The sequence below is a fragment of the Bacillus sp. ISL-18 genome (genome assembly GCF_018613415.1).
In the GTDB taxonomy this organism is placed as follows: Bacteria; Bacillota; Bacilli; order Bacillales; family Cytobacillaceae; genus Neobacillus.
Genome location: NZ_JAGGQG010000002.1, coordinates 144,924 through 171,752, shown reverse-complemented (window position 1 = coordinate 171,752; position 26,829 = coordinate 144,924). Strand labels below are relative to the sequence as shown.

The window sequence follows — 26,829 nt, the reverse complement described above, 5'->3', positions numbered from 1 at the left end:
TTTTGGAGATATTTCTTAGCCATTGGTTAGGAGATTCATATAAAAAGTTTAATGGAAAAGAGGGGAATTTATGAGTATTGGCGGTTTCAAAAACAAGGAAGTTCTAGTCGACTTAACAAGCGGGACAGTGGATTACAGGCCTATTAATGAAGAGGATGCCAAAAAATACATAGGCGGCCGTGGCCTCGGTGTCAAATATGTATTAGATAATGGCCCAGAAGTCGAGCCATTATCTGCTGATAACATTTTATGTTTTATGACAGGCCCTGTCACCGGTACTCGTTCATCGATGAGCGGACGGCTTTGTGTTGTAACTAAATCACCGCTTACAGGAACAGTTACGGATTCTCACATTGGCGGATGGACCGCAGCGCGGCTAAAATGGGCAGGTATTGATAACCTTATTTTTAAAGGGAAAAGTGATAAACCTGTTTACCTTTTTATTGAAGACGGTAAAGCAGAACTCCGCGACGCTTCTACTCTTTGGGGAACAAGCACCAGAGCATTTATTCAAGCTATGAAAGACCAATACGGTGAACAAGACCTAAGTGTCATGACAATTGGTCAAGCGGGCGAGAATACGGTTCGTTTTGCCTCTTTCATCAATGAGCATGATCGTGCTGCCGGCCGTGGCGGAACAGCTGCAGTGGCAGGCTATAAGAAATTAAAAGCGATTGTCATTAAAGCAGCCCAAAAAGGAAATATGCCTGCACCTAAATTAGCGGCTGAATATAAAGAAGCCAATAAGAAAGCAGTTAAAGCAATACTAGACGGCGGCTTAACTGCACCGAACAAAGGTGGATTATCCGTCTATGGGACGAATGTGCTTACAAACCTAATCAACGAAGTGGGAGCGCTTCCAACGAAAAACTCGCAGCTAACTCACTGGGATGAGGCAGAAAAACACAGTGGTGAATATGTTAACACCCATCTTCGTGTTGCTAATAACACCTGCCATGCTTGTCCGGTAGGCTGCAAGATTGAAGTAGAAGTAAAAGATGGTAAATATAAGACGCGCGTTGAAAGTGTAGAGTTTGAATCTGCCTGGTCACTTGGCTCTAACTGTCTTTTAAGCGACGCCGAAGCAATTTCTTATTTAATTGACCGCTGTAATGAATACGGTCTCGATACGATCGAGCTTGGTCATTGCTTCTCCGTAACAATGGAAGCGTTTGAAAAAGGGATTATAAAGGAAGAATTAATCTGGGGAGACGCTGACTCCATGATTGAATTAACAAGAAAAATTGCCCTGCGTGAAGGTTTTGGCGGCATTCTTGCTGAAGGCCCTGCGCGTGCAACAGCTGCATGGGGTGCACAACAGCTTTCCATGTCGGTAAAAGGTCAATCCATTCCGGCCTATGATCCACGAGGAATCCAAGGTATCGGACTTGGTTATGCCACTAGTAACCGTGGTGCCTGTCACTTACGCGGCTACACTGTCGCCAGTGAAATTGCAGGTATACCTGAGCCAACCGACCGATTAAAGCCAGAAGGAAAAGGTGAACTATTAAAAATATTCCAAGATATGCTGGCATTTTCAGATTCAATGAATATTTGTAAGTTCTCTTCTTTCTCGGAAAATGCCGAGCATTATGCAGAGCAGTACAGTACCATGACTGGAATACCAATGACGGCCGATGATGTGATGAAGGCCGGAGAAAGAATTTACAATCTTGAGCGTTACTATAATAACCTTGCTGGTTTTAATAAACGTGAAGACGATTTCCTTCCAAAACGGTTTACTGAAGAACCTGCATCTGGAAATAGTGCAGGTCATGTAAGCCGGATGGATATTATGCTTGAAGAATATTATCAAGTCCGCGGCTGGAAAGATGGATTAGTCCCTGAACAAAAGCTTCGTGAATTAGGCATTATTGATTCTGAAAGTCAATTAGTTTAATAGGACAAAAAAGCATCTGCGAAGGTAACGTTCGCAGATGCTTTTTTATCCGCCAATCCTAGTTGTTTTATAACGATAATTCTTTATAACCTTCATCAATGTTTCTTCATCTTCAGCAATAAAACGGACCTTTACTGCATTAACCTTAAAGATGGCCGTGAAAGCAAGTTCCTCCTCTGATAAAATCTGTCCGCTCCACCCTTCAGCCTCATAGATAAAAGGAAAAGTATCCGTTACCTGGATGGCCCCAAGTTCTTGAAAATACATGCCAAGATGATCTATCTTGATTCCCCGAAACTCTAAATCTATTTCTGCCATATCAGCCTCCGGCTACAGGCGGGAAGAGAGCAAATTGATCTTCATCCTTCACCCTTGTTTCAAGGTCATCAAGATGGATGATATTCCTTCCATTTACATACACATGAACAAACGGAAGCAGTCTTTTTTCAGTCGTAAAAATTTCAGCTTGTAACGCAGGAAACATTTCTATCATTTTATCTAAAACATCAATCACTCGATCACCGTCAGGACTTACCTCGACGGTTACCCCTCCGCAAATTTGCCGGAGATTCGCAAACACCTTCACTAGCATAGGTATTCCCCCTCCCACTTTAAATATTAAAACCAAACTTTAAAGTTGTCACTACTATATCGTTAACATGTCACTAAAAAAAGCTGCCGAAATTACTCCGGCAGCTTCATTTTTTACGGGTGTAAAAATGACATTGGCAATTTTACAAACCCTAAATATAGTACTAGTAACCACGCAACAACAAACTGAATCCAGAAAGTAGAAGTTCTTCGCTTATGAATGATCCGGCTAAGAATCATTTCAAATAAGCCAATTACCCATAATCCTACAACCGCTTTTAAAATATACCATACATCGATTTTGTACACTGAGAAAAGAAGTCCTACCCCTGTCGCAATAATCAGCAAGTATAGTACCCTTAAGATCATTTGAATAATTTTAACTCCCTTTGCTTTACCACTTTTATTTAATGAAATGGCCACAAAGAATAGGATAAGAGCTAAAAACCATGCTGTAATATGTGCATGAATCACGATAATTCCTCCTTATGTATGTCCTGCTCGAGATTATCATACCATAGGGGAGGTAAAAATACGAAAATAAGTAAGGGATTTAACGTAAATAAACACTAGCAAACAATTAATTTTGGGCATATGATTCACATTACAGCCGCCCAGACATAAGATAATAAAGTAATTCTATACACAAAAAATGACCTGCCGCCAAATGTTGCTAAATGAATAAAAATTGAAATTCAAAAAAGGGTGTTGTTTATGCCAGCGATTGTTGGAGTTGCACAGGTTATAACACTTGGGAGCAGTTCCGTCTTCCATATTGGTGATGTCTATAAAATCATGCCGTTCGCTACCGCTAAAACATTTTCTGGTGCTGGTTCCTTTAATACCGGCGAACAATTACAAGTTCATAACCAATTAAGTTCAACCAATACAAGTGATCCAGATGTCATTGATCAAAATAATTTCCTTAATATGTAATGAATGGGGGATTTAATCATGAATTTTTATATCCAACAATCCATTCATATTAATTTTATTAAAATTGGCGGGATCACCAATTCCTCTGTCCTGCAAATTGGCAGTGCTGGTATTATAAAACCCCAGGCCAATTTATATAATACGGGAGGGTTCACCCAGCCGGCACCGGCAGGAAAAAAACCTGGAGGGCAAATGGTCCCCCAAGCAGGACAAATTTTAGCACCCTCTGTCCCGTTACAAGCTGCGGTCAGAAGGACATAAAAAGGTCTTTTCCTCTTTATGATGGACAATAAATTAAGCAAATCATTGGGTCCCCCTGCATATAGTTAGAACAAAAGGGAAAATGGCTGGCGGGGGTGATTCTAATGTATCAGGATCTTAATCAGTACCTTCAATGGATGCAAATGTATATTCAATCTCAAGAGCAGAGGATTGCTGCATTAGAACAAACCATAAATAAATTACAGAAAGAGTTCAAGCAGATTCAAGAAAAGCCCGTGGTCCATGTCGATAGAATTGAATATAAATTTGATCAATTGAAAGTGGAGACACTCGAAGGCACGCTAAATATTGGTTTAAATCCTAATGATTTATCTGGAATTGAAGACTTTGCTGTACAAAACCAGTCTTTAAATACTCCTTTATCCTCTAAGGAACAAATGCAACGATCAATGGAAGTCGAGAAAGCTATTTATGAATATTTAGAAACGGACTTACCTCAAATTATTGTTGAGGCCCAGAATCAGTTATCGATTCAGCCAAATGATTCTTACCTATCCTTTATTAAGGAAGATATTATTCGACAGCTTCCAAACAGAATAGACTTCCATCTCAAGGCAAATGCAACAAAAGTTCGTTCGGAAGAAAAAGGTGCATCGTTTGATGAGATTGTTATTAATTCCATCAAGCAGGAAATCCAAAATGGTGTATGGACCTTTTTGAATAATTTACCTGAAAATATGAAAGGAATGAAGCCAAAATGAATTTTGAAGTTCACAACCACATCCTTCATGTTGAAAATATTAAAATTATCGGTGTTGCAAGTTCTTCCTTATTTATGGTTGGAGATGCTGAAACAATCCAATTATCTTCCGCTTTTGATACGCCGGCGGAATCGCTGATTATTGGACCGTTTGTTCCTTTAGAACAGGATGTGACGCCAGGCTATGCTAACCCGAACCTCTAGTGTTGACCGTTTGTCTGTTAGCCAAGTTGCTTTCTCCTCGATCATTCAACTTGGAGATTCATGTTACCTAAATGGATTTTCACGGGCACTTGCCGTCCAAAGGGAAGCAGAATTTTTTCATGGAAACGAAGGCAATTTTCCATCTTATGAGATTTTTAGAAGACCTCTTCCACTCCCGCCAATTGTTGAAGCCATTTCAATATCTCGAAACAATGCAACTCCTCTTATAAGAGTTAATAGAATTCATGTAACTGCGGTCTCGAACTCTTCTATTTTACATGTCGGCAATACTAAACATGCTTCGATGGAAGTAAGGATTAAGCATATCCGTCAACTTCTCCCGCGTGAGGATGAACAAGACATGAAATAGAAGCATAAGTTATCATCATATAAGGTATATAGCTGTAAGTTCAAATAGAAAAGGATGTTTTTCATGCCAGCAATCCTAGGCCCAGTACAAATTGTTAATGTAGGCGGAGGAATTGTACAATTTGGTGACACCGTTTATATTTCGCCGAAAAGCAGTTCTAAAACATTTGCCGGTTCTGGAGGATTTAATACCGGAGGGATCATTGTGACGAATAACGGCTTAAGTGGTACCAATGTACTTGACACCAATCTGATTGATCAGCCTATTGCAGGGAATAATTAAAAATGACATAAACCATAATGGTCTATGTCATTTTTTTATTTTTCCAGCCTCAAGATGTGAGCACCGTCAAAGAAAAATAAATATCTTTCCGTTACATTTCTTTTCCAAATCTGTTCTATCGCTTTCGTGTATAAGTTAATTTGTAATTTATAACGGTTTTCAAGAATTTCCTTGGCCTGATTAAAGCCCCCTTTATACCTGTCTGTTATTCCATCGGATTTATAATCAATTAACACAAGGCCATTTTCATCCTCTAGGATGCAGTCGATAATCCCTTGTACAAACACTGATTCATCCCCCTCATTCCAATCAGGATAAACATCATGTGCAGGTAAGGAAACAGTAAAAGGAACTTCCCGATGAACCGCTTTAGCTTTAAAAAATCTCTGTCCGAGCGGTGAGGTGAAAAATTGGGCAATTAATTTTGCATCAATTACTTCACTTTGTTCAGGTGTTAATAATTCATTGTTTACCATCCAGTTTAACTGTTCAGCAATTGCTTTTTCATTCACTTCTTTTTTCAAATCTACATGCTGCATGACCATGTGCATGGCTGTCCCGCGTTCAGCGGGGCTTAATTGTTTCTCCTGCATGAACTTAGGCCGTTTCAAGATGGACTTTCGAAAACGCCCAAGGAGTTCTGTACTGCTGTATTCATCTGTTAGTTCCCGGGTACGTTTGATTTCGGAAACAGATTGCTTTGAACGATGACTGGCAGCACCGAGGAAAGGATATTCCCAAGTAAGCCGCGCATGTATTTCATCTGCTAAGGTTGATTCAGATGGCACCTGCTCTAAATTTTCAACTTTTTTAAGAAGTTGGTCCTCTTCATTTTCAATGGAAATAGCCTGTTTTTTTATTTCATCAGCATGTTGTAACGTGATCTTCCATGAAGATGGATGGTTTGAAATCTCCGGCGGTACCTCCCAATTTCTCTCACCTTCTACACATAGCCCGCTAAAATCGCGATGACGGACGAGTGCAGGTCCAATCCAGTCCATATAACTCGTGGCAGAAGCTCTTTCATAATCCTTCAATAGCCATTCGTTATGGGCGGAAACATCTTTCCACTTGTCGATTTGTTTGCCGGCATCTTTTAATGTTGCGGTCATATACAGCTTTTCTTTTGCCCTTGTCATGGCCACATATAACACGCGCATTTCTTCAGCGAGCATTTCCATCCTTTTCTTCTGTTTAAAGGCGATTTGCGGCAGTGATGGATAAGAAATCCGTTTTTCCGCATTCACATATTTCGCTGCAAATCCAAGCTCTTTATCAAGCATAAATGGTTTACGAATGTCAGTCATATTAAAATTCCGTGCCATTCCCGCCATAAATACAACGGGAAATTCCAATCCCTTACTGCTATGGATGGTCATGATTCGGACAACATCCTCTTGCTCACCAAGTGCTCTGGCTGCGCCGAGATCATCTCCTCTATCCATCATGCGCTCAATAAATCGCAAAAATCGAAACAATCCGCGGAAAGATGTCTGCTCATATTGACGTGCCCTATCATATAAAGCACGTAAATTCGCCTGCCGCTGCTTTCCGCCAGGCAATCCGCCAGCAAAGTCATAAAATTGAGTGTCACGATATACCTGCCAAATCAGTTCTGAGAGTGAACCTTGTCTGGCTAACGCTCGCCATTCTTTTAACAAGTCAAAAAAAGCACGAACCTTTTCATAAAAGGGGTCATTCACTTCAGACGTTTTACTTAAACAAAAGGCATTAACAGCCTCCCAAAACGAACCGCTCTTCCTGCCGATCCGAATTTTCGATAGTTCCTCCTCGTTTAACCCAACAATTGGGGAACGCAAGACAGAGGCAAGGGGAATATCTTGGTACGGATTATCAATAACCCTAAGAAGTGACAACATAATGGATACTTCTGTTGCTTCAAAATAACCGGTTGATAGATTGGCATAGATGGGAATCCCTTGTTGTTTGAACTCCTCCATAAATTGCGGTGCCCATGTCATTGAGCGGAAAAGGATCACTACATCCCGATACATTATAGGTCTTTCTGTTTTTGTTTTGGCGTTATATACAGGTGTCCCAGCGCTGATCAGTTCCTTAATTTTAGCAGCAATCACCCTTGCTTCTAGCTGTGATTGTTCAAGATCGGCTGTGTCGAATTCTACTAAATCTGTTTCGTCGCCTGTTTCCACTTCTTCCGCCTTATGACTTTCAGCATTTTGGTCAATGAGCATCAACTCTACTGGAAATTCCTTATCTTCAGGATATGGTGCACCATTTCGAAGTTCAGCCGCCTCGTCGTACCGGATTTCTCCTACCTTGACCCCCATAATCTGTTTAAAGAGATAGTTTGTCGCATCAAGGACCTCTTTCCGGCTTCGGAAGTTTTGAGCCAAATCAATTCGGAGTCCGGATGAGGACCCATCCACTGTGAAACGATTATATTTGGAAAGGAACAGCTGTGGTTCTGCTAAGCGGAACCGGTAAATGGACTGCTTTACGTCCCCAACCATAAAAAGATTACCGTTTTCTCCCTCATCCTTTGCTACCAGCTTCAAAATGGTCTCCTGTACCATATTCGTATCTTGGTACTCATCGCAGTAAACTTCCTTAAAATGGAGCCGATACGCGCGGGCTGCCTCTGATGGCAGGAATTCACCTTCATCCGAAACTCCTTCTGTTAAAATAGCAAGACAAAAATGTTCCAGGTCGTTATAATCGACCAGCCCTTTTTCCTGTTTTGCCTTAGCAAACCGGTTGAAAAACTCTTTTACAAGATAAACTAATGTTTCGATTAATGGACGCATTTCTACCATATCCCGTAAAAAGCTTTCAGGCCGTCGTGAAAAGAGTTCATCCTTTATACCTTGAATTTTTTTCTTGGCTTTGTCCCGTAGTTTCTGGGCCTTTTCTGTTAATTCCTTATCATAGTGATCACCCTTTACCTGTTTAGCCCTTGTGAAAGACCAGGTTTGCATGGCCTGGTAAAGCGTGTTCCATGAATCCTGCTCGGCTGAAATTAAGGTGTCAATGACCTGTAAATCATCTAAAAAGTTCTCTGCACGAGGTGCCGGTCCATTTGGCAGCTTTGTAAGCTCGAGCGCTTGCTCGATCATTTCTTTAGCCGCTTCTAATTGCAGTTTACTATCAAAAAGAAGTGCCTCAATAAAAGGAAGGTCCTCGATCGACGCAATTTCCTCCACCTGGTACATAGAAATGATTTTCTCCAAATAACTGTCTGGAAGAGGATTGGACTGAGCAAAGTCGTAAATGGATCGAACAATGTCCATTAAGGCCGCATCACTTCGATCACTTGTAAACGAATCTACCAAATTAAAAAATGCTTCATTATCTTTTTTTCCATATTCCTCTTCAAATAATTCATCCATTACTTCATCTCTAATTAATTGGGCCTCTGTTACATCAGCGATGCGGAAACCAGGGTCAATATCAATTAAGTAATAATATTTACGGATCACTTCCATGCAGAAAGAATGCAGAGTCGAGATGGTTGCCTTATTTAATAGGCTAAGCTGTTTTCGTAAATTTCTTGACTCGGGATTTTGGTCAATTGCCTTTTCCAGCGCTTCCCCAATTCGGTGTCTCATCTCTGCCGCGGAAGCACTCGTAAACGTAACCACTAGTAACTGGTCAACATCGATTGGTTCTTCTTTTGAGACTATCTTTTGGATGATTCTTTCGACCAGTACTGCTGTTTTCCCCGAACCAGCGGCAGCCGCAACAAGGATATCCTTATCCCTAGCTGCAATGGCCTTCCACTGGTCGTTCGTCCAGGTTACCCCTTCAGGCTTCGGAGGAATTACAAGACTATTCATTTTCAGAAGCCTCCTCTTTGATCAATTCTAATACCTCATCCTTTGAATGTGGTGTTAGAATCCGAAAATGATTATGATCAATTGATTCATCAAACTGACATACAGATTTATAGGAACAGAATGTACAAGCTGTTTTGTCCTTCAATTTAAATGGTGAAATATCAATTTGACCGTTAATAATGGCATTACCTGTATTTTGATAGATGGTCCGAACATGATTTCTTAACTGATTAAATTCTTCTAAGCTGGCAACCTTTGATTTCTTGGATAAATTTCCATCTTTCTTGATGCCAGCTGCGACGATGTGTGAGTCACCAGACTCTAGAGATTGGTCCATCAGCTGGATTACTTTTTGGTCGCTGAGCATTAATCCATTCATTTTAAACTTTTTCATGATTTCATTTTCAATTTCGTCAATGGTCAGCATTTTCTTTGTATTAATAAAAGGATTATGAACGTGAAAGTAAAGTACACCAGCAGGACTCGCTTTCATTTCCACCAATTCAGTAGAGTGTGTCATGACGATATCAAGGTAGGTCAGCATTTGTAAGGCTAAACCATAGTATACTTCTGTTAAATTAACATCTTTTTCGCTTGATTTATAATCGATTACCCTTAAAAAGACACTATCATCCTCGGCTTTTGCTTGATCAACCCGATCAATTCGTCCAGCTAGTTCCATTCTCTTTCCATTTTTTAAAGAGAAGCTTAACGGCGGCAGTTCCCCATTAGGCCCAAAAGCTAATTCTAATCCAATCGGCGAGAAACCACTTACCTTGGCATGATCGCTCAAAACAATCGAGGCACGGGTAATAATTTGTTCTAACTTCCGCTGAATATAATGGTGTCTTTCTGAGCTTAGCAGGATTTCATTTTGCAGCTTTGGCGCCAAGGTTTTGACTGCGTCTTTGGCTAGATGTTCACACTGCTGGCGAGTTAACTTAGCCCATGATAGATTCTGTTCATTTACGGTCTCGGCAATTTGTTTTAAAGCAGCATGAAATAATTCCCCGATATCTGGTGCTTCTAAACGAAAGATTTGCCGCTCACGAAGTTTTAACCCATGCTGTGCAAAATGAGAAAAGGCGCATCCATTATATAATTCCATTCTTGACACGCTAGCTTGAATAATATCACCATATAATGTATCTGCCACCTCAGGGGACAATTGAACAGTCCCATTTGTATAAAAAAGACTCGACAGTACTTTGGCGGTTTTATTTTTCCAGGAACTTTGGAGGTAGTAATTATACACATCCCACCACAAATCAGCGATTGGATAGTTTCTCTTTTTCCATTGCAGTTGTGCGTTTAGGTAGGACAAGGTGGTCGTAAAATTAGATACAAAACCTAACTGGCCCTTCTCGTCAAGCTCTGAGGGATCTGCAACATAGTAAGTCTCTTGTATGGCCGGGAACAAATCTTTAAGACGCTTAATGTAAGAGGAAGGAATTAAGGCTTTCCCTTCATCATTGGCAAGAGGATAGCTCACATAAAGAAACTCCGAGGGTGCGGTGAAAGCTTTATAGGCAAGGAAGTTTTCATCGAGCAGGCGGGTGCGGCTGCTTGGTGCCACATTCATTCCAGCAGCTAATAATAGCTCCCGGTCCTCCTCAGCAAGAATGCCCTCATCTGAGATTTTTGCCGGTAATACCCCTTCATTTACACCAACAACAAATACTATCTTACTATCATTTAACCGCGATTTTTCCAGGTCACCGATGAGAATCTGGTCAAGTGCGGGTGGAATAAGTGAAAAATGTAAGGAATCAAAGCCTGCTTCTAAAATGGCAGCAAAGGCTTTTAAGCTAACTTGCTCTTCTCCTAATATTTCTACATATTGATCTAGCAGGTCAACCACAGCATTCCATACTTGTTCATGCTCCCGCATTCTTACAAGGTTTCCCTTTTCCTCAGCAGCTACTTTCCAATTCTCAAGTTTATCGGGTATATCCAATTCTTCTAAATATAAATAAATTGCCTCACAGAGCTTTCGTCCGGTATCAGCTTTTTTCAAACGTCTGGACAAACGTAAAATTGGCGCTGTAACCAGAAGCTTTAATTCATTTATTTCATTCTCGATCTCTTTTTCAGCATCGGTCTGCCCGCTTCCTGTCAATTCAAGCCCTCTAATTCGCCGGTAACCCCAACGGTCCTTTTTGGTCCATTTGCTGCCATTAATTCCGTAGGCAAGGCAATAATTTTCAAGCCTATCCATCTTTTCCCGCATTTTAGCAGGATTCTCTTGAAGTGGATAGAGCAATTCTGTTTTAATCGCTCTAAATACCGGTTCATAGCGCCAAAAAGAGTTAATGATTTCTAGCGTTGAACGAATTAATTCAATTAAGGGATGATTGAGCATGGTCCTTTTCTGATCAATAAAATAAGGCAGTTGATAATCGTCAAAAACAGGTTCGATCACTTCATGGTAGTCCCCTCCATTTCTAATTAATAAGGCAATATCACGATAACGGTAACCGCTAGTTTGAACTACATGACGGATTTCCCTGGCAATCCCTTCAATCTCTGCTCTCCGATTAACTGCCTGACTAATTTGAATTTCAGTTGCTCCATGAAAAGGTAAAGCTGGACGGGTATCAAAATGTTTCTCTAAATGACAGATGGATGGGGCCGTCCACTTTTTTTGGTCTGTGAGTATGATTGGTGGGGCTATTTCAATCCCCCATGTTTTAGCCATATCAAAAAGACTGTAACAGGCATCTGCCGAAGCGCGGAATAAATCGAGTTCATCTGGAACTGAATCAATGGATAAACGATCTGTCGTCATCGAAATAGAAACTTGTTTACATTGCTTCATTAACTCAGCAATGATTTGTAATTCCTGCGGCGTAAAACTGTAAAAACCATCAACATAAATTTCCGCTTCTTTTAAATAGGCCGAGGCAGAGATTTTTTCAGCTAAAAGTCGGAAATAATCTTCTGAATCAATATATTTCCCAAAGACTTCGTCCTCAAATTTCGAATAAACCTTCTCTAAATCTGTTAATTTGTCATGCAATGCTTGCGATACGGAACCATCAGTTCTAAGTTGAGTGGATTTTTGAATCAAATCCACCGGGCTGATACAATACCGTTTAAATTCAGTAATCATTTGTTCGAGCTGCTGAACAAATCCATTTTTATCTGCCGCACGCTGAAAGATATTTAAATTTTCCTTTTGTTCATCAATTATTTTACGAATTAACATGTTCATGCCTACACTACTTAAATGGTAACGGGTTATTCCGCCTGTTTCTTGCAGAATTCGCCATGCCAAACGGGAAAAGCTGAACACCTGGGCACGGATCATCCCGCCAACGAGCGAGTCTGTCGCCAAACGATATTCTGTTAAAAATGTCATTTGTTCCGGTACGATATAAATAATCGGATTTCCTTCCGGATTTTCTAAAAGACGGTCACGGATTTCATCGAGGAACAATGCCGTTTTTCCGCTGCCTGACCGGCCGGTAATCATTCTTAATGACATTAGAAAACCTCCCCTTCCCTATACTCTGTATCTCCCATTCTATCACAAAAGAGTACAAATGTTTGGATTTTCAGGTGGACGGGTTTAAACCAATAATGGTAAAAAATACGAAAAAAAAAAACACGATTCCATCTAATCGTGTCTCCGTCCTATTTTTATTAGAAGTGAACATTTATTTCATTTAACGGCCAATAACGCAAATCAACTTTACCGACGACTTGACTGGCATTGATAAAGCCAAATTGACGACTGTCCCAACTCCCTAGTCGATTATCACCAAGAACGAATAATTTCCCTGCAGGCACAATATTTTCACCGGTAATTTCCTTTAAACTAAAATCTCCTGTTAACTTCAATCCAGGGGATTTCTTTTTATAAATATTTAAGAAGGGTTCTTCATATTTATGGCCATTTATATATAACGTGTCATCCCGATACTCAATCCGATCACCTGGCAGACCGATAATCCGCTTAACGAAGTCCTCTTTCTCATTAGCATGAAAGACAATCACATCAAATCGGTTTAACTCACCTACTTGATACCCTAACTTATTGACAACAAGTTTGTTTCCGTTCTGGAGAGTCGGCATCATCGATTCGCCTTCTACTATATAATTAGAAAAGAAGAAAGTTCGAATAAACGCAAAAATAATAATTCCAATCGCAAAAGCCTTCATCCATTCTAATCCTTCTTTTTTCCATTCAATCTTCATTGACACTCCTCCGTTTCTCCTTTTCTTTCTTTCTATCTATTTCTCCATTATGGTCAAATTCTAAACGCTTATTCATTTTAACTTCAATTCTTTTCCCTACAAACCAAAGAATAAAGATAACAATAAAAACGATAACCGTGCGAAGAGGTTTAGTTATCAATGAATGGAGATCATAACCGATAAAACTTATGGTAAAGATCATCACCATTTTCCCAATACACACGGCCAGCATGTACTGAGCCAAGCTGATTTTCGAAAGACCAGCAACAATGTTTACTAGTGCTGATGGGGTAAATGGAAAACATACTAATAGAAAAAGAGGGCCAAACCCGTGACGTTCCACCCAATCCATAAGTTTGCGGACTTTTGGATGTTTGGGCAGAAATGATAATAGCCGTTTTTGTCCAAATCTTCTAATTAGAAGAAAAACAATAATAGCACCTAAACAAGCCCCAAGCCAAGAATACAAAAAACCCAGCCATAGACCAAAGGCATTGGCATTTGCCATTACAAATACAAATAAAGGGAGAAACGGCAAAAATGCTTCCACAATAATCAACAAGATGCCTGGTATGGGACCAAGAGCCCGATACTCCTGTATAAGGCTCATGATATGTTCAAGTGTAAACCAAGCTTTAAGTGTTTCGAAGTCCATCCCGCTTTCTCCTTTATTAAATAAATCCTACTGTGTTATAAATTGATGGAGTGCCTGTTTATTTTTCTCAACATCAATCTTAAGTACCGCTCCTTCTCCACTTATCCGCGGCTCTGTAAAGCTATTATCAATGGGAATACGGAGGGTTTCAATATTTTGGTCACCGGTAAGGAATTCTTTCGCCATAAATACTCCATCAGTGGTTGGCATATTTGTATTTATATAAGGTGTAACCACCCCAATAAGTTTGGGAAGTTTGGCAACCGTTTTAAGTCCACTTAATTGATCCTTTATGGCCTTTATTGCTTTCTGCTGTCGTTCAACACGTCCAAAGTCACCTATCGCATCATGACGAAAGCGAACGTAACTCAGCATCTGGGCACCATTTAGTTTTTGCTGGCCAGGCTGTAATGGAGGGTTAACATTCGCTGACATTTTCTTTTCCACATTCATTTCTACACCGTTTGGAAATAATTCATCAATAAGCTGGGCAAACCCTTGAAAATCAACAATAGCATAGTATTGCAAATCAATATCAAAATTTTGCTTAATTGTTTGCCTCATTAATTCAGGACCGCCGCGTGCAAAAGCAGAATTAATTTTATGTTTAGCATGACCCGGAATGGCGACATAGCTGTCCCGCATAATCGATGTTAGTTTGAAGGTCCCTTTATTTTCGTTATAATGAAGGATCATTATGGTGTCAGAGCGGGACTTTTCATTTCCCCGTGCATCACTGCCAAGCAGCAGGACATTTGTATCCCCATACTGATCTTTTTGCCCTGAAAAATCATAAACCACGTTTGTATCTTTTTTATCATTGTTGAGTTTTTTTAATGATTGTTTAACCCCTTGTTGATATTGATAATAAGCATATCCAGATACTCCACCTATCAACAGCAGGCACACAAGTAAAATGGACGGCCACCTTTTCTTTTTCTTTTTTTGATGTCTATCAGATCTCATTTGTTTTTCATCCATTCGTCCACGTTATCCCTTCAGTTTATATGACGATGTTATTCTTTTTTTGTATCCTCATTTTAATTCATTTTCCCCTATCTAATCTCCTTCTATTAATAAAAACTTTCTCATATCTTTCTTTATTTTTGCAACAAAGAAAGCTTGTCATATGACAAGCTTTCTTTCACTAATCACCTATTGCATATTTCAGTCTGTTTTTGATAAAATTAACTCAGAACACCCGTTCTACTTTTATAAAGGGAGAAGATGAAAAATGACCAGAATTCCGGAGGATGAGCGTGACATCATGGAAAAGGCCATCTATTTACCAATGGTTCTTATTATCCTTAATCGCGATTTAAACGTTGTAACAAACAGCCCTTTTAAATTAAAAAAACCTTATTTAAATTTAATAGAAGAAACCATGAAGAAAATTCAACACGAGTTAGCTGAGGTTAAACAGTATATGAAGAAGAACAAACTACAGGTAATTGAGACAAACCGGGATGAAGCTTTTACAATGTATATGTTTATTTACAAAGGCTACGAAGAAAACCATAATTATTTTAATCCAAGAATTCGAAACAAAGTCCAGGAGTTATTAGAAACATACTTATCCAAAAGAGACATGTCCAGATAGTCACTTATTTTCTTTCATTCAAATAAAGCTCATTGCTCTCTGATGCCTTTGAAGGCTTTGTCCCATGGAGCATAAAAGCTAATTGTTTCTTACTAAACTCCACTCTTTGCATTAGCTTCATTTGTAAATAAGATGTCCGCAGCATTTGGGTATTAAACGTGTTATAGGAAACAGGGAAAATGTGAGTTTGATTATGGCGGAAAATGACCAATGTTTCCCGTGCGGAAACACGCCGATAATCTTTGATATGTTCAGCGAAGAACCAGATACATTTTGGACTCTCTGGGGAAGCGGTGCAGAATGTATAGATGTTGTTAATGGGTTCAATGACAATCGGAAGCTTACGTGAATAGTCAATTAATAACCGTGTCCCTTTCCTTCTGCCTTCATAATCTACACCATAATAAGCGCAACTTTTTTGAATGATACTAAATGGTTTAAGCGGAGAAAGAATTTCATCTTCGACTTCACCAATAACTGAGAATAGCCTATTTCCATACTCTTCCGGCTTTATATACATGGTACAAGAATTCACTATATAATCTCCCGTTTGTTTTTGCGGCAAAATCTCAACCCCTCTAGTTACATTTTATCCACCATATCTTACCACTTTTTACTTTTTACTCCCTTAATTTCCTTGAATTGTTCAAAAATTATTCACAATTATTTGTCAAGAATAATACTAATAGAAAATTTTAAATATTATTGATATTATGGCAAAAAAACCATATACTTTAAAAAAGCTCAGAGGTGATTTTCATGAATGATAAGTCATACCAAGAATTAATGAAAATTGGTGCCATGAAACGAGCCCGTATGAAAGAAAACTTCGTCCAGGATTTATACATCGAGATGCTGCTATCGGAAATCCAGTTGAATGTAGAAAAGGAAAAGTTGCTGCGTAAAATTGACAAGGCCATTGATACCCGGGACAAAAAGACCTTTCAGCTTCTTTCTAATGAGCTAATTAAGATAAACAAGCGATTCGGAACCTAATATGCTCGACCGCTGAGAAATTGGCGGTTTTTTTTTATGGAAAAGAAAAGCCCAAGATATGAATCTTGGGCCACAAAGGAATAGTTAATGTTGGTTTCGATGGGTAATTTCATATTCTTCTAACATGGAAATTCGATCTAGCATGGATGGATGGGTATATCGGAATATTTTCACCAGTAATGGCGGGTTGACCTCACTTAATCCAGACCGGGTTAATTCTTGGAAGGAGCTGATAGCAGCTTCCGGGTTTTTGGTCATTTCGATTGCATACTGATCAGCACGCTTTTCCTCATACCGTGATACGAGATTAGTTAGCGGGCTCGCAGAAAATAAAAGCAGAGATAAAATCATAAAAAATAACGGCAGGGAGCGAATATCTCTTACATCATCTATTTTCAGTTCCCTGCCCCATCTTCTTACTGCCCAGTTCATTATTTTGTAGGTTAAATAAAGTCCCAGCAGGGATAAAAGCAAATAACCCGCTATCCCAAAATAAATATGTTTTTCAACGTAATGGCAAATTTCATGAGCCATTATAAATAAGATTTGATTATCATTTAACCTGTTCAATGTTGTGTCCCAAAGAACAATCCTGGCATTCGAACCAATCCCGCTAACATAAGCGTTTAAGGCGTTTGTTTTATCCGCCATATTGACCTCAAAAACATGCTGTGCTGGAATATGTGCTTTCTCTGCCAATGCTAAAATCTTTGTTTCCAATTCCTTGTTTTTAAGAGGATAGAAATCATTGTATAACGGGTCAATCACAACCGGCTGCAGGAACATCATAAATAATGTAAAAGGCACGGATAACAGCCAGCCATAAAGCCACCAGCGCTTTTGACTTTTTTTCATTAACCAGTAAAGAACTGGGACAATAATCAGCCATGTACCATAGTTAATCCAGAAATCAATTAATTCATCTTTCATCCAGGAGGCAAATGTCTGGGTTGAAATATGATAGGTTCGAGATAATGAATAGCTGATATAGTTTAACGGGAAAGTAGCTGCAAAGGCAAACAAGGATAGCCAGATTAAATAAATTGGCATCCGCAGTGCCTTTACCTTTGCTGATTGATCCGCCCAGCGCTTAAAGGCCTTTGAAAACCCAAATAAAAGGATAAGAAAATAAAAAAGCCATTCAAATGGAGTAGATAAAAAAAACAATAAATTTCTAATCTTTGAATACTCTTCGCTTAAGTCTAACTCCCTTCCATTTAGGAAAGTTGATGGGTCTGCCTTGGAGCCTTGATATTCAAATGGTAATGAGGTATTAGCAAAATGAAATAAATACCAATAAATAAACAAACCATATAAACAAAAGGCCAAAACCGCATAGACTCCCATTTTTCGTACCATGATTCTGTCCCCCTTTTTGTACAACCTCTCTATACCTAGTTTAGTTTAAAAGGGCGGAATTAGAACTAAGAAAACGAAAAGACGGTCTTATAAAAAAAACCATGTGACAGGCACCATGTTATTTTCCTTTAAAGTTTGGTTTCCTCTTTTCGGAAAAAGCTTGTAATGCTTCGATGCGGTCCTCCGTTTTGAGGGTGACCTCATATGCCTTCCGTTCGATTTGCAGTCCTGTATGTAAATCGGTATTCATGCCATTCTTAATCGCAAACTTAGCCTGCTGCAGGGCAACTGGTCCGTTTGCTAACAGCTCTGAGCAAAAAGAAAAACATTCACTTACCAGCTTACTCCGGTCGACCACTTTTGTAAGCAGCCCATAATGATCTGCTTCGTTTGCTGTAAGCCGTTTTGCCGTTAAGATGAGTTCGAGTGCTTTTGCCTGCCCAACTAATCTAGGAAGACGCTGAGTTCCGCCCGCACCCGGAATAATGGCCAAACTTGTTTCTGTTAATCCCATTACAGCAGTCTGCGCAGCAATCCGAAAATCACAGGCTAAAGCCAGTTCCATCCCCCCGCCGAATGCAAAACCATTTATCGCCGCAATTGTAGGCTGAGGAAGCAGGTCAATATCGTTAAAAACCTCATTGATTTTTAATAAATTTCTCTTCACTTGCTCCTCAGTTAAATGTTTTCGTTCTTTTAAATCTGCGCCAACGCTAAAAGCCTTCTCTCCGGCACCAGTGATAATAACCGCCCGTACCTCTTGATTTATTCGAATAAGTTCTATTTTTTGTTTTAATTCTAGCAGCGTGTCGTAATTAAAAGCATTCAATGCTTCTGGACGATTAATCGTAATGACGGCGATATGATTTTGAATCTCAAGTAATACTCGCTCCATTTTTTCTCCCCTCCCATATTAGAGAATTCTAAAAAGGCAGGCAAAATGCCTGCCTTAGAAAAAATTTTTTAATTGTTTACTTTTTGCGAGATTATATTTTTAAGAGCCCGTCTAAGTATTTTTCCAGTCGTATTCTTGGGGAGTTCATCTATGAATTCAATCGTTGCCGGCACTTTATACTTGGCAAGGTGCTCTCTGCAATATTCCTGAAGCTGTTCGCAAGTTAGTGCAGAATTTTTACTGACGACATAGGCGTTAACTGCCTCACCTTGATTGGGATCTGGCACACCAACTACAGCGACCTCCACCACATCAGGGTGATTATAAATTACTTCCTCTACTTCACGCGGGTAAACATTATAACCGCCTACAATAATCAAATCCTTTTTCCGATCAACAATGTAAAAGTAGCCTTCTTCATCCATTCTTGCCATATCTCCGGTATAAAGCCAGCCATCTCGAATGGCAGCTTGTGTTTCTTCAGGCATTTTATAATACCCTTTCATCACATTTGGCCCGCGAACAATTAATTCTCCAACAGCGCCGATTGGAACATCTTGTCCAAGACCGTCCACAATTTTATTTTCCACTCGGAGAATCGACGTGCCAATTGATCCAGGTTTGCGAGGGCGATCAAGCGGATTAAAGGAGGTTACTGGTGATGCTTCCGATAATCCGTAGCCCTCTGAAATGAACACATTAAATTTTTTCTCAAAATTCTTTAATAATGCTACGGGCAAGGATGCTCCACCGGAAATACATAAACGTAAAGATTTAAGATCATTCGGATCGCCATCTGGATATTGATAGAGGAAATTATACATAGTCGGTACACCTGCAAAGACAGTCGCCGTTTGTTCCTTTATTAACGAGAAAACTTCTTTGGGACTAAATTTCGGTGCAATTAATAGGGTTGCTCCGCAAAGTAATGGGGCATTTAACACCACGGTCAAACAAAATACGTGAAACATCGGGAGAACGGTGACAACTCTGTCCTCCTGATTCATTTTTAAGTAGTCGCCAACATCCTTAGCGTTGCTATATATATTTTTATGAGTTAACATAGCACCCTTTGGTTTTCCGGTTGTTCCAGAAGTATAAAGGATAATCGCCACATCTTCGTCCCTCAAGATTGGAGCTTGAAAGAATTGTTCCCCAGAGGCAATCACCTCTGTAAACGATTTCATTTTTGGATAAACAGTAAGACCTTCTATTTCTGATAAGACGAGACTATTGGGCTTTGTTTCACAAAAGATATAGTGCTCTACCCTTGGCAGTAAGGTATGCATTTTTTCTGCCAGAGGTAAGGCTAAATCAAGTGCAATGACCGCTTTAACATCGCCATTATTTAAGATAAAGCCTATTTCATCTGCGGTGTAGATGGGATTAACGGGTATAACGGTTACTCCAAGCCGCAATGCCCCATATAAACTGATGACAAAATGTGGTGAATTCCCCAATAATAGAGCAATGTGGTCTCCTTGCTTGATTCCCAATTTTTCTAAACCGGAAGCAAACTTCTGTATAGCTTCATCTAATTCGGCATAGGTACCTTGTTGGCCCATAAAAAAATAAGCGGGTTTGTCGGCAAATTTCTTGGCGGTTTCTTGGAGTTGCGTTGAAATATTCATCATTACCCTCCTCTGAATGAATAATCATTCATATTAATTTCTAAATATATTATATTTCCTGAATTTTAAGTATTCAAGTATAATACGTAAAAAAGGATAAAAAACAGCGATGTCTTCATGACATCGCCTTCTTGTTAATAGATTAAATTAATAAATTCCTCTTTTGATATATTTCCAAAGTAATGCTTTGTATCTATGTCTGAAAGAACTTGTTCGATTTCCCTTTTATCATAGCGAATACCTGTGAGTTTCCTCTCAATTTCGCTTACCTCACCGACACCAAAAAAGTCACCATATATTTTACAGTTCTCGATTACTCCTTTATTCACCTCTAATCGAACATCGATCGAACCGACTGGGAAACGGTGCGAATGTTGAAGATTAAACTTCGGGGATTTGCCATAATTCCAGTCCCAGTTTTGGTATCGTTCTTTGGAAAGCTGGTGAATTTTTTCCCAATCCTCTTCTGTTAAACTATATTCCGGTATATCATCTTGTGCACCGAAAATATTCTTTAACAATAAGGAACGAAATTCTTCTATACTTACCTTTTTTGTTAAAAATTCTGAAATGTTAGCGACGCGGCTGCGAACAGATTTAATTCCTTTTGATTCAATCTTATCCTTTTTAACTTTTAAAGCTGAAACTACGTTCTCGATTTCTGAATTAAGCATCAGAGTTCCATGACTAAACATTCTGCCCTTTGTAGAAAATTGAGCATTCCCTGAAATTTTTCTTCCCTCAACTTCTAAGTCATTTCGACCGCTTAACATGGCGTTTACCCCTAACTTTTGCAATGCTTCAACGACAGGCTCAGTGAATTTCCGGAAATTATGGAAGCTTTCCCCATCATCCTTGGTAATAAAACTAAAGTTTAGATTGCCAAGATCATGGTATACTGCACCACCTCCTGATAATCTGCGAACAACATGTATTCCATTCGTTTCAACATAATCAGTATTGATTTCTTCAATCGTATTTTGATTTTTCCCTATAATAATCGATGGTTCATTTATGTAAAATAATAAATAGGTTTCGTTTATATCAAGGTTTTTCAAGGCATATTCTTCAATCGCCAGATTTATATGAGGATCCGTAAACCCTTTGTTATCAATAAATAACATCGTCATTTCCCCTTCTTAAAGTGATATAGATAGTAATTCATTTGCACGTTTTATTATACCGCCAAATTCCCGGGATGCTTCTGTAATCAGCTCATCCAGGTTTCCATAATGCGGAAGGTGTGTAAGAATTAGCTGCTTTACCCCAGCTCTCTCGGCAAGCTGACCTGCCTCAATACTATTCATATGCCCAGCGGACTTACCGCTTTGATTTCCATAAAAATTACATTCACATAGAAGAACATCTGCATCCTGACTAAATTTAATGAATTCTTCTTTAAATGAACTATCACCGGTATAAACGAGAACCTTTCCGCCTGCCTCTATTCTCATGGCATAACAGGGAACAGGATGATTCGTTTTCAAGAATGATATAGTAAATGGGCCTGCAGATAGAGCTGTATCAGGATTATAGGCTATACCTTTTGTTATCGTTTTATAGGTTAGTTTTCTAAACTCTTGCTCATCAAAAGAATGCCCGTAAACAGGCAGATTAGCCAGTTCATTTCCCAGGAATCCTTGTATTAACCTAGCATGCTGCAATACCCCAATATCAGCATTATGATCCGGGTGATAATGGGAGAGAATGACGGCATCCAATTCCTCAGGCTGTAAAACATTTTGAAGCTTTGAGAGTACACCACTCCCACAATCGATTAATAACTGAAATCCTTCATGTTCTACTAAATAGCCTGAACTTGCTTCATTCTTTTTAGGGTACCCTCCCCAATATCCGATAACTGTCAATTTCATATGTTCCCCTCCAAATCGTAGTCTAACTTTAATATACTCAAAATACAGCCTCTATTCATGATATAGAAAAAAGAAGCTGACTTGACTGAACAGCTTCTGATTGGAATATTATTTAAAACCCGGCTTTTATAAACCGATTCTAGTTAAGCTAATCTCTTTAAGATGACGGTCGATAAACAATCGATAAATTCATCTTTCGCATTAGGCATTTCCGGACGGTAATACTTTGCCCCTAATTGATCAGTTACGGTTTTGCACTCTATGTCATTATCATAAAGAACCTCAAGATGTTCACACACGAAACCTACCGGTGCATAAACAAAAGAAGTATATTGTTTCCTTTCATGCAGGTCTCTTGTTAAGTCCTGCACATCCGGACCAATCCATGGCTCTGGAGTATTGCCAGCGCTTTGCCAGCCAATTTCATAATTTTCAATACCTGCTTGATTGGCGATTAAATCAGCCGTTTCTTGAAGTTGACTTGGATATGGATCGCCAAACTGAAGGATTTTCTCCGGCAAGCTATGGGCAGAAACGATTAATACAGCCTTCTCCTTTTCCGCTAGCGTCATTTGGTCAAAAATTGCTTTTATTTTATCAACCCAATAGCTAATAAATTGGGGTTCCTTGTACCAGCTTTCAATCGTTTTGATGGTAAGTCCGCCTAATTTTTCTGCTTCTTCAACGGCTCTTCCATTGTAAGATTTTACACTAAAGGTAGAAAAATGCGGGGCCAGTACAAGACTAACAGCCTCTTCAATCCCATCTTCATGCATCTTTTTTACCGCATCTTCAATAAATGGTTCGATATGTTTTAGACCCAAATACATTTTAAATTCAATCTCATCTTGTATTTGATTAAGATGTTGTTCAAGCTTTTCTGCCTGGTCAAGTGTAATTCTGGCTAATGGAGAAATCCCTCCAATTGCCTCGTAACGATTCCTGAGATCCTCGATCATTTCAGGTGTAGGTTTACGGCCATGGCGAATATGGGTATAGTATGGTATTAAATCATCTAATGAATAGGGGGTACCATATGCCATAACTAGCAGGCCCATACGTTTCTTTGTCATTTAATTGCACCTCATTTATGTGTCCTACTTTGTCTGATTTATGTAAAAAGGCATTATAGGCCCATCTACCTTTTAATGCCTTTTTGAAACAGCTTATTCTATTGTGCCAAAAAATTGGACTGCTTACCAATTTAATGTTTTACTTTTAAAATTAACGGCTTACTTTGGTTGCCGAATAATCATGAATAAAAGAAGTTAATCGTTTTAATGTGTCTGGATTAACGGATGGGAATACACCATGACCCAAATTAAAGATATAACCATCCTGAGCCATTCCTTGGTCTAATATTGCTTTAGCTCTCTCTTCAATAACTTCCCAAGGAGCTAATAGAATCGCTGGATCAAGGTTGCCCTGAACCGTTTTTTGGATACCCATTTCTCTAGCCTGACGAATCGGCAGACGCCAATCAAGACCAACCACATCGAGGGGAAGTTCATTCCATTCTAAGGCAAGATGACTTGCACCTACGCCGAACATAATAAGCGGAACATTTTCCTCTTTTAAGGATGTAAAAATTCGATTCATGATTGGCTTAATGAAGTAACGGTAATCTTCTACATTCAAGGCACCCACCCATGAATCAAAGATTTGGATGGCTTTTGCACCCGCTTTAATTTGCGATTTTACGTATGTAATAATCATTTCGCCGAGTTTGTCCATTAATGCAAACCATGCCTTTGGCTCTGCATACATGAAAGCTTTGGTCTTATTATAGTTTTTGGATGGACCGCCTTCAATCATATAACTGGCAAGAGTAAACGGAGCACCTGAAAAACCGATTAATGGAACATTTAACTGTTCTTGTGTTAATAATTTAATCGTATCCAATACATAGGGAACGTCTTCTTCAGGGTGTATTTCACCTAATTTTTCTACATCAGCTAGAGAGCGAATCGGTTTATCAATGACCGGGCCAACTCCACCCTTTATTTCTACTTCCACGCCTATAGCTGGGAGCGGTGTCATAATATCTTTATATAAAATGGCGGCATCGACGTTATATTGTTCTACAGGCAAGCGTGTAACATAAGCACATAGCTCTGGCTGATGTGTAATCTCAAATAAGGAATATTTTTCTTTTATTTCTCTATACTCTGGCTGCGAGCGGCCCGCCTGGCGCATATACCACACAGGTACGTAATCGGTCTTTTCTCCCCTTGCGGCTTTTAAAAATGTTTCATTAATTATTCTTGTCATGAAGAATGTCCACCTTTCAAAGACTGTCTGTTTTCCATTTTAATATATTGGCGATAAAATTAAAAACCATTGGTATACAAAGCTGTCTTCACTATACCTATTAATCCTATTTGTGTATAGCTTACAATACTATCTGTCAAAAAAAAGTCGTTTTTACGCTACGGAATTTGTTTCATCTATCAGCAAGAATAGGGATGATGAATAAGTATAGAATAATGAAGATGATAAATTAGGGGGAAAAAGTATGAATGTTTATATAACAGCCGGGACACTCGATTTTTTAAAGAAGATTGAAAATAAATATAGTCATGAACTTATGGTGGCGATGCTGAATGAAAACGGGGCCTTGTTGCTGCATGAAACCAATGGTCAAACTGTTTTTAACGAACCACGAAGGTACGAGGTTTTAGAATCCGATGGACAGTTACAACAAAAAGGGTTTGTGGTCATGCATAACATCTCTGTTTCGGATGAAGGACGTCCTTTATTTGAACATCAGTTTAAACAACAAGCAAAAGCGATTGTAAACACCCAAGGATTAACAGCACTGCGATTACTCCGTCCCGAATCTTCAAATCCTTATATCATTATGACGGTTTGGGAACACCAAACCTTCTATCTAAAATGGCAGGGAGCCAATTCCCCAGTGGATCAACTAAAAGCTAGCTTTGACACACAGCAAAAGATTTTTACTAGTACACCGTATGTTAGCAAATATACGATTGCAGGCGATAAATAAATTTTAATTTTCTAATGGAGATTATTCTCCATTTTTTTATTCCTCCATTTCACCACTTAATACAGATTACATATTCTGTATTACATCCAAAACAGGGCTATAGCCCTTTTGGAAGAAAGGAGGAGTTTATATGCTTATTCAACTAACCGCCCTTCATTGGATATATGTAGCCTTTATTATTCTTATTATCGGATTTATGGTCATGAGAAGGGACACGACCATTGTGTGCATTATAGGAATTTTTTTAATTGCTTTGACCGCCACTGGCAGTTTAAGTCATTCCGTCAGCAGTATCTTTAACAGTTTTAGCTATGCTATCACCGAACTATTATCCACTATTCTTGTCATTTCGATTATTGTGGCGATGAGCCATACGCTAACATCCACGGGAATTAATGATGTGATGATTTCACCTTTTCGAAAATTAATCCGAAATCCAGGGCTTGCCTATTGGACGATTGGGATTTTAATGATGGTCATTTCTTGGTTCTTTTGGCCATCCCCTGCCGTTGCCCTGCTCGGTGCCGTCCTGCTTCCAGTAGCAATTAGGGCTGGTCTTCCTGCACTTGGTGTCGCCATGGCGATGAATTTGTTTGGACACGGTATCGCCTTATCAGGTGACTTTGTCATCCAAGCAGCCCCTAAACTTACAGCAGATGCAGCTGGACTTCCCATTCAGGATGTCATAAATGCCAGCATACCACTCGTTTTGATTATGGGGCTAGTCACCACGACTACCGCCTTCTATTTTTTAAGGAGAGATATGAAGCGCGGAGCCCTTCAAACCACTTCGTTCATATTGCCTGATTCCTCTGTGGAAGAAAGTAACAAACCTGTCCTCTTAACACTCGCCCAAAGACGCTTTTTCGCCATTTTAGTTCCCTTGTTATTTGTAGCGGACGTTATTGCTATGTCCATACTCGATTTAGCAGGCGGAGATGCAACCGCCTTAATCGGTGGAACCTCTATTCTAATTCTTCTTCTTATTACTGTCACGAGTCACAAGAATAAAGGGCTTGAAAAAACGACTCAATATTTAATTGAGGGTTTCCAATTTGGGTTTAAGGTTTTTGGGCCGGTTATTCCAATAGCCGCATTCTTCTATCTTGGCGACAGTGGTTTTACAAAAATCATCGGAGAGTACTTACCAAAAACCTCAAATGGGATTGTTAATGATCTTGGTGTGGCCCTTGCCAGCATTGTCCCACTAAGTAAAGAAGTAGGTGCAGTCACATTAACAGCCGTGGGTGCAATTACCGGCTTAGATGGTTCAGGCTTCTCAGGAATCTCACTAGCCGGGTCCATTGCCAGTTTATTCGCGGCAGCGATCGGTAAAGGCGCAGCTACCCTTACTGCGCTAGGTCAAATTGCAGCAATATGGGTGGGCGGCGGAACTCTTGTCCCGTGGGCTTTAATTCCTGCAGCTGCTATTTGTAATGTTGACCCGTTTGAATTGGCTAGAAGAAACCTACTCCCGGTCTTTATTGGGCTAGTCGTCACAACGATCGTATCAATGTTTTTAATATAAA

The 26,829-nt window shown here is 39.4% G+C and carries 27 protein-coding genes; 11 read left to right on the top strand and 16 right to left on the bottom strand.

Features of this window, described 5'->3' with window-relative positions:
• Positions 1–70: 70 nt before the first annotated feature.
• Entirely contained in the window at positions 71–1,900 is a 1,830-nt protein-coding gene (locus J7E81_RS01000) for an aldehyde ferredoxin oxidoreductase family protein (protein WP_215040179.1), read from the top strand.
• Between the two features lie 45 nt (positions 1,901–1,945).
• Here the strand turns inward: J7E81_RS01000 and J7E81_RS00995 are convergent, their stop codons facing one another.
• From J7E81_RS00995 to J7E81_RS00985, 3 genes are all read right to left on the bottom strand, one after another.
• Positions 1,946–2,218, bottom strand: a complete 273-nt coding sequence (locus J7E81_RS00995; protein WP_215040178.1) for a MoaD-like domain-containing protein — start codon at positions 2,216–2,218, stop codon at positions 1,946–1,948.
• A gap of 1 nt (position 2,219) precedes the next feature.
• On the bottom strand, positions 2,220–2,492 hold the full coding sequence (locus J7E81_RS00990) for a ubiquitin-like small modifier protein 1 (protein ID WP_215040177.1): 273 nt from the start codon (positions 2,490–2,492) through the stop codon (positions 2,220–2,222).
• A 113-nt stretch (positions 2,493–2,605) separates the two neighbouring features.
• Positions 2,606–2,965, bottom strand: coding sequence for a YisL family protein (locus tag J7E81_RS00985; protein WP_215040175.1), 360 nt, complete (start codon positions 2,963–2,965; stop codon positions 2,606–2,608).
• A gap of 240 nt (positions 2,966–3,205) precedes the next feature.
• Between J7E81_RS00985 and J7E81_RS00980 the strand changes: the two genes are divergently transcribed.
• The 6 genes from J7E81_RS00980 (at position 3,206) to J7E81_RS00955 (ending at position 5,265) form a co-directional block, all read left to right on the top strand.
• Positions 3,206–3,427, top strand: a complete 222-nt coding sequence (locus tag J7E81_RS00980; RefSeq protein WP_215040174.1) for a spore germination protein — start codon at positions 3,206–3,208, stop codon at positions 3,425–3,427.
• An 18-nt stretch (positions 3,428–3,445) separates the two neighbouring features.
• Positions 3,446–3,688 (top strand): spore germination protein GerPB, encoded by a 243-nt coding sequence (locus J7E81_RS00975; RefSeq protein ID WP_215040172.1) that lies wholly within the window; start codon positions 3,446–3,448, stop codon positions 3,686–3,688.
• A 104-nt stretch (positions 3,689–3,792) separates the two neighbouring features.
• Positions 3,793–4,410, top strand: coding sequence for a spore germination protein GerPC (gerPC, locus tag J7E81_RS00970; protein ID WP_215040170.1), 618 nt, complete (start codon positions 3,793–3,795; stop codon positions 4,408–4,410).
• The gene (locus J7E81_RS00965; protein WP_215040168.1) at positions 4,407–4,613 is read left to right on the top strand and encodes a spore gernimation protein GerPD; all 207 of its coding nucleotides are present in this window, start codon (positions 4,407–4,409) and stop codon (positions 4,611–4,613) included. The genes gerPC and J7E81_RS00965 overlap by 4 nt, the downstream gene beginning before the upstream one ends.
• Positions 4,594–4,983 carry a spore germination protein GerPE gene (locus J7E81_RS00960; RefSeq protein ID WP_215040166.1) on the top strand — a complete coding sequence of 130 codons (390 nt, stop codon included), beginning with the start codon at positions 4,594–4,596 and terminating at the stop codon, positions 4,981–4,983. Before J7E81_RS00965 ends, J7E81_RS00960 begins: the two co-directional genes overlap by 20 nt.
• A 63-nt stretch (positions 4,984–5,046) precedes the next feature.
• A complete protein-coding gene (locus J7E81_RS00955; RefSeq protein ID WP_215040164.1) occupies positions 5,047–5,265 on the top strand; it encodes a spore germination protein in 219 nt (72 codons plus the stop codon).
• 35 nt (positions 5,266–5,300) lie between these two features.
• Here the strand turns inward: J7E81_RS00955 and addA are convergent, their stop codons facing one another.
• The 5 genes from addA to J7E81_RS00930 all read right to left on the bottom strand — a co-directional run bounded on the left by addA (position 5,301) and on the right by J7E81_RS00930 (position 14,901).
• Positions 5,301–9,080, bottom strand: coding sequence for a helicase-exonuclease AddAB subunit AddA (gene addA / locus J7E81_RS00950; protein WP_215040162.1), 3,780 nt, complete (start codon positions 9,078–9,080; stop codon positions 5,301–5,303).
• Positions 9,073–12,567 carry a helicase-exonuclease AddAB subunit AddB gene (gene addB, locus J7E81_RS00945; protein WP_215040160.1) on the bottom strand — a complete coding sequence of 1,165 codons (3,495 nt, stop codon included), beginning with the start codon at positions 12,565–12,567 and terminating at the stop codon, positions 9,073–9,075. Before addB ends, addA begins: the two co-directional genes overlap by 8 nt.
• A 158-nt stretch (positions 12,568–12,725) precedes the next feature.
• Positions 12,726–13,280 carry a signal peptidase I gene (gene lepB / locus J7E81_RS00940; protein ID WP_215040157.1) on the bottom strand — a complete coding sequence of 185 codons (555 nt, stop codon included), beginning with the start codon at positions 13,278–13,280 and terminating at the stop codon, positions 12,726–12,728.
• A complete protein-coding gene (locus J7E81_RS00935) occupies positions 13,270–13,935 on the bottom strand; it encodes a TVP38/TMEM64 family protein (protein WP_215040156.1) in 666 nt (221 codons plus the stop codon). Before J7E81_RS00935 ends, lepB begins: the two co-directional genes overlap by 11 nt.
• Positions 13,936–13,962: 27 nt before the next feature.
• A complete protein-coding gene (locus tag J7E81_RS00930) occupies positions 13,963–14,901 on the bottom strand; it encodes an LCP family protein (protein ID WP_215040154.1) in 939 nt (312 codons plus the stop codon).
• Positions 14,902–15,169: 268 nt separating this feature from the next.
• Here J7E81_RS00930 and J7E81_RS00925 point away from each other — a divergent pair, with 268 nt between their 5' ends.
• Positions 15,170–15,535, top strand: coding sequence for a YhjD family protein (locus J7E81_RS00925; RefSeq protein ID WP_215040153.1), 366 nt, complete (start codon positions 15,170–15,172; stop codon positions 15,533–15,535).
• A 4-nt stretch (positions 15,536–15,539) separates the two neighbouring features.
• Here the strand turns inward: J7E81_RS00925 and J7E81_RS00920 are convergent, their stop codons facing one another.
• Positions 15,540–16,100, bottom strand: coding sequence for a competence protein ComK (locus J7E81_RS00920; RefSeq protein WP_215040151.1), 561 nt, complete (start codon positions 16,098–16,100; stop codon positions 15,540–15,542).
• A gap of 194 nt (positions 16,101–16,294) precedes the next feature.
• On the opposite strand from J7E81_RS00920, the gene J7E81_RS00915 reads away from it, so the two are divergent.
• Positions 16,295–16,531 (top strand): IDEAL domain-containing protein, encoded by a 237-nt coding sequence (locus tag J7E81_RS00915; RefSeq protein ID WP_215040149.1) that lies wholly within the window; start codon positions 16,295–16,297, stop codon positions 16,529–16,531.
• 84 nt (positions 16,532–16,615) lie between these two features.
• Here the strand turns inward: J7E81_RS00915 and J7E81_RS00910 are convergent, their stop codons facing one another.
• The 7 genes from J7E81_RS00910 to hemE form a co-directional block, all read right to left on the bottom strand.
• Positions 16,616–17,890: a M48 family metallopeptidase gene (locus tag J7E81_RS00910; protein WP_215040147.1), complete on the bottom strand. Its 1,275-nt coding sequence runs from the start codon at positions 17,888–17,890 to the stop codon at positions 16,616–16,618.
• 118 nt (positions 17,891–18,008) lie between these two features.
• Positions 18,009–18,785, bottom strand: coding sequence for an enoyl-CoA hydratase-related protein (locus tag J7E81_RS00905; protein WP_215040145.1), 777 nt, complete (start codon positions 18,783–18,785; stop codon positions 18,009–18,011).
• Positions 18,786–18,853: 68 nt separating this feature from the next.
• Entirely contained in the window at positions 18,854–20,416 is a 1,563-nt protein-coding gene (locus tag J7E81_RS00900) for a fatty acid--CoA ligase family protein (RefSeq protein ID WP_215040142.1), read from the bottom strand.
• Positions 20,417–20,550: 134 nt separating this feature from the next.
• Positions 20,551–21,540, bottom strand: a complete 990-nt coding sequence (gene lplA / locus J7E81_RS00895) for a lipoate--protein ligase (RefSeq protein ID WP_215040140.1) — start codon at positions 21,538–21,540, stop codon at positions 20,551–20,553.
• Between the two features lie 15 nt (positions 21,541–21,555).
• The gene (locus J7E81_RS00890; RefSeq protein ID WP_215040138.1) at positions 21,556–22,290 is read right to left on the bottom strand and encodes an MBL fold metallo-hydrolase; all 735 of its coding nucleotides are present in this window, start codon (positions 22,288–22,290) and stop codon (positions 21,556–21,558) included.
• A gap of 143 nt (positions 22,291–22,433) precedes the next feature.
• A complete protein-coding gene (hemH, locus tag J7E81_RS00885) occupies positions 22,434–23,363 on the bottom strand; it encodes a ferrochelatase (RefSeq protein WP_215040136.1) in 930 nt (309 codons plus the stop codon).
• A 151-nt stretch (positions 23,364–23,514) separates the two neighbouring features.
• Positions 23,515–24,561, bottom strand: coding sequence for a uroporphyrinogen decarboxylase (hemE, locus tag J7E81_RS00880; RefSeq protein ID WP_215040134.1), 1,047 nt, complete (start codon positions 24,559–24,561; stop codon positions 23,515–23,517).
• Between the two features lie 244 nt (positions 24,562–24,805).
• Here hemE and J7E81_RS00875 point away from each other — a divergent pair, with 244 nt between their 5' ends.
• Together J7E81_RS00875 and J7E81_RS00870 are read left to right on the top strand one after the other, a co-directional pair.
• Complete coding sequence (locus J7E81_RS00875) at positions 24,806–25,300, top strand: antibiotic biosynthesis monooxygenase family protein (RefSeq protein WP_215040132.1); 495 nt, start codon at positions 24,806–24,808, stop codon at positions 25,298–25,300.
• 130 nt (positions 25,301–25,430) lie between these two features.
• Entirely contained in the window at positions 25,431–26,828 is a 1,398-nt protein-coding gene (locus J7E81_RS00870) for a hypothetical protein (RefSeq protein WP_215040130.1), read from the top strand.
• Position 26,829 lies beyond the last annotated feature (1 nt).